The 4426-nt window shown below is 38.6% G+C and carries 4 protein-coding genes; all 4 read left to right on the top strand.

Annotated elements, in window-relative coordinates:
• Positions 1-52 precede the first annotated feature (52 nt).
• Positions 53-931, top strand: a complete 879-nt coding sequence (cyoE, locus tag B4F08_RS17005; RefSeq protein ID WP_291375497.1) for a heme o synthase — start codon at positions 53-55, stop codon at positions 929-931.
• A gap of 112 nt (positions 932-1043) precedes the next feature.
• Positions 1044-3152 (top strand): hypothetical protein, encoded by a 2109-nt coding sequence (locus B4F08_RS17010; RefSeq protein WP_291375498.1) that lies wholly within the window; start codon positions 1044-1046, stop codon positions 3150-3152.
• A 5-nt stretch (positions 3153-3157) separates the two neighbouring features.
• Entirely contained in the window at positions 3158-3919 is a 762-nt protein-coding gene (locus B4F08_RS17015) for a DUF3142 domain-containing protein (RefSeq protein WP_291375500.1), read from the top strand.
• Between the two features lie 141 nt (positions 3920-4060).
• Positions 4061-4426: 30S ribosomal protein S6 (rpsF, locus tag B4F08_RS17020; RefSeq protein ID WP_291375502.1), on the top strand; the 366-nt coding region annotated here is incomplete at its 3' end.

Consider the following 4426-nt stretch of genomic DNA (forward strand, 5'->3'; position numbering starts at 1 on the left):
GTGTGGATTATGAATTACCTACACTACAACATGATGATCTAAACTGATTGTCATGTGCAAAAAGTATTTATTCCTGACTAAACCAGGAATTCTCTTTGGTAACTTCGTTACCACTCTGGGCGGCTTCTTTTTAGCCGCTCAGGGGTCTGTAGATTTCCTTCTTCTTATCATCACACTACTTGGTACAACATTAGTTGTTGCTTCTGGCTGTGTCGTCAATAACGTCATTGATCAAGATATTGATCAAAAGATGGAACGGACGATGAACCGTGCATTAGTTAAAAAAACCATCAGTCCTTCCGTTGCTCTAGCATTTTCTGCTGCGCTCGGAATATTGGGCTTTGCCCTACTCTGGTTCTTTGTAAATGCCTATGCCTTTGGCTTTGCTGTACTTGGTTTCGTGGTTTATGTGATTTTTTATAGTCTATGGAGCAAACGTACATCTATTCACCAAACCGTGATTGGAAGTATTTCTGGTGCTAGTCCACCAGTGATCGGTTATACAGCTGTAACCAATGAATTTGATGTTGCCGCATTACTAATTTTCTTAGCATATGCACTTTGGCAAATGCCTCATTCATGGGGAATTGCGGTATACCGCTTTAATGACTATAAAAATGCAGGCATTCCAATTTTACCTGTCGCACGTTCAATTTTTCGTACAAAAGTTGAAAGCTTGATTTATGTCTTGCTATTTGCTGCGGTGTTAAATGGTTTGTATTGTTTTGGCTATACCAATGTGTTTTTCCTCATCACTTTTAATGCACTTTGTGCTTATTGGGTGTATTTATCACTGATTGGTTTTAAAGCCGAAGATGATCAATTATGGGCGAAACGCTATTTCTTATATTCAGTGATTTTAATTACTGCATTAAGTTTTAGTTTTAGTTTTAGCTACGTCTCACCTGCTCCACATTTGCCACTGTTTTAAAAAAGATAGAGTTCTCTCTATCTTTTTTTATTTCAACTTATTTAATATTTAAGTCTAATCTTCAAATTGTTACTATAGCAGGCACAACAATAACTCATGCACTGCAATCAAAATGCCATCACAATTCTTAAAAAAATCTATTTTTATTGGTTTGTTTCCTATCAGTCTTGCTTATAGCACGCACAGTTTTTCTGGTTTTGATGTTTCTTGCTACCCATCGACCAACATCCAAACCAATGCCTATACAGCCTGTGACAATTTACCAGCACTCACGCCTGCCAATGACAACCAAACCAATATGCTTCTACTCCTGAGCGACATGGGGTTGGCCAAATTGAATTTTAATCAGCCAAATAGCCCGCTTTGGGAAACCGAATATAGCAACGTACCATTTGCGGCTAAAACACTGTTTGAAAGTGTAACCAATAAACGCCCCAATGCTCGCTTAAAACCAAGTAATGAAAAGACACCCTACCAAGAACATTGCTCTAGTTTAGACAATGGTGCGGATCAATTTACACAGCAGGTACAAGCCGACAAAAATCTCAGCAAAGCGGAAAAAGATTTACTGATTCAAGAAAGACAAAATATCTCGGCCTGTGACCGTGATCTAGCCCTCATTCAAGTTAATCCGAACTGGTCAATTCAAGCACGTCAATATGCGTCTTATTTAAATGCAACCATTGCCTTTTACAATAGTAACTTTTCCATAGCAACTAAAATTTACTCAGTATTAACTACGGTTGATCATCCTTGGATCCAAGAAACCTCTCAATATATGTTGATTCGTAGCAGTCTCAATGAAAGCTACCAATCTGGAGTTGGTAAATATGGTGACTTAAAAATAGATAAAGTAGATCAGACTTTACTCAAAAACACCTATGAGCATATCGCTACATATTTCAAGCGTTTTCCCAATGGAAAATATGCAGCCAGCGCACGTGGTTTGCTGCGTCGTTGTTATTGGCTAAGTGGCAATACCGAACTCTTAACCAACGAACTCGCATGGCAAATCAATCATCCAGAGTCGAAATACTATAATTTAGAACTCGATAATCTAGTTTTCGAAATGGATCGCCATGTTTTTCAAAGCCGCTCATTCAATGCAAAAAATTTAAAAGATCCCTTCTTTCTAGCCATTTCAGATTTAATGCAAATGCGTCAGGCAACATCGGCAGAAGCTAAAATCTTGAGCTGGTCTGAACTCAACAACCAAAAAACACGATTTAAGAGTCAGCCAGAACTGTTCCAATACCTACAAGCCAATCACTTATTCTTTGTACAAAACAAGCCAGCCGAAGCTTTAAAATATTTGCCAGAACACTCCTCAAATTCAACCAATAGTTACCTGCAACTCAGTCAAATACTGTTAAAAGGTCGTATTTTAGAAAAACTCGGACAAACTCAAAATGCCCAGCAATATTGGGAAAATTGGTTAGACCGAGCTAAAACAATCGAACAGCGTGGTTTATTTGAGCTGATGTTGTATCCACATTATGCCCAACAGCAAAATGCCAGCGCCTTTATCAGCGCAGATGCTAAAATCAAACAAGCTTCATTGCAAAAAAGCTTTATTGAAAATGAAGCCAATGAAAAAAGCTTAATGCACATCATTCAGACTAAAACATCAAGTACTGACCAAAAAAATTTAGCCTTGTATAAAGCTTTGCAAAAATCATTAATTCATCAAAACTATAAGCTGTTTAATCAAGGCTTTGTACTGCTACCACAAGACGCAGCAAAGTATAAATATAATTCGGAAACATATACGAACTATAAAAATCAGCCACCCTTCAGTGATTTCATTTGGACAGGAACAAAAATCACTGCGCAGATTCAATGCCCTGACTTATTCAACCTGACTCAAAAACTGGAAAATTCACCTCAAGATTTAAAACTCCAACTGTGTCTGGGTGAATATGCACGCTCGCCTCAAGGCTACAACATCACTTATGTCACCGCTTTAGAAAAAGAAACCGCTCGCTTCCAAGGTACAATTTTTACCCGTGGCCAAGTGTATAAAGACATTATCAAATCCAGTTCTATACCCGATTTAAAAGCTTATGCACTTTATCGCTCAATCATGTGTTATTCACCAAGCGGAATGAATGACTGTCAGGATGCAGAAGTTGCTAAATCCACCCGTAAACAATGGTTCGATCAAATGAAACAAGACTATCCAAATACCTCTTGGGCACAATCTTTAAAGTATTACTGGTAAAATTCATGATAAAGCAGTTTTTTTCATTTGGCCTAATGTTGATCTGTATGTTGGGCATCATGGCTTGTCAGCCAAGTCAGTCAGCTTCAACATTAACATCTGGTCAAGTAAATGCCGAAGACTATGATTCATTTTGGGTTTGGGGCAACATTTCATCAGCCCCTTATCTCAAAACAGCCAAAGAAATTTATATATTACAGGGTGAAGTTCGTCTACATCCGCAAACTCATCATTCATACCTCATTCCACAAGGGGTGCAGGTTTTAAATATTCCTCAACAAAAGGTGTGGCTGGTTTTTCGTAATTATCATTTAAACTGGCAAGGCCATGAGCTTACACAAATTTTAAAACGCGTTCAGCAATGGGAAAATGCAGGGAATCATATTCAAGGCATACAAATTGATTTCGATGCCAAAACCAAACACATTCACCAATATGCCCTATTTTTAAGCCAATTAAGAAAACAATTGCCTCAACACTATCAACTCAGTATCACAGGTTTAATGGACTGGACCAATGTCACAAATCAGGAGACGTTAAAGCTCCTCAATAACACCATCAATGAGTTGGTTATTCAAACTTATCAAGGCTCAACGACCATACCCAATTATGCATCTTATCTAAAGAAAGTTTCAGCACTGAAACTTCCTTATAAAATTGGCATCGTTCAACACGGTGAGTGGCGAAGCCCGCCAAAGCTTGCGAATGATACAAACTTTAAAGGTTATGTGGTCTTCCTTTTACGCTCAAAACCTCAAAATAATTAGGGCTTTTTAAGAGAAGTCCTTGAATTTGGCGAGCAAAGTCTCTAAAATTCCCCCTTCGCATCTAATGCGACACAACCTTGGTTGTGACTCCTTGCTTCTAACAATTATGTTAGGGGCTGTATAATCCGTAAGGAGCTGACAATGCGTCACTACGAAATCGTACTTCTGGTACACCCAGATCAAAGCGATCAAGTTGTGGGTATGGTAGAACGTTACCTAACTCACATCAAAGAAGCTGAAGGTCAAATCCACCGTCTTGAAGACTGGGGCCGTCGTCAATTGGCTTACCCAATCAACAAGATCCACAAAGCTCACTACATTCTTATGAATGTTGAGTGTGGTCAAACTACTCTTGATGAGTTGGAAGAATTGTTCCGTTACAACGATGCAATTATTCGTAGCTTAATCATCCGTCGTGAAAACGCTATCACTGAAGAGTCACTGTTGGCTAAGAATGCTGAAGAAAAACGTGCGAGTAAAGCTCAACGTGAAGAAGCACAACAAGCT

It is taken from the genome of Acinetobacter sp. UBA6720, from assembly GCF_002454215.1.
Lineage (GTDB): Bacteria > Pseudomonadota > Gammaproteobacteria > Pseudomonadales > Moraxellaceae > Acinetobacter.

Bases quoted from the DNA above. Each gene is read 5' to 3' on its own strand.
- cyoE (WP_291375497.1), top strand. From the start codon at position 53: ATGTGCAAAAAGTATTTATTCCTGACTAAACCAGGAATTCTCTTTGGT.
- B4F08_RS17010 (WP_291375498.1), top strand. From the start codon at position 1,044: ATGCCATCACAATTCTTAAAAAAATCTATTTTTATTGGTTTGTTTCCT.
- B4F08_RS17015 (WP_291375500.1), top strand. From the start codon at position 3,158: ATGATAAAGCAGTTTTTTTCATTTGGCCTAATGTTGATCTGTATGTTG.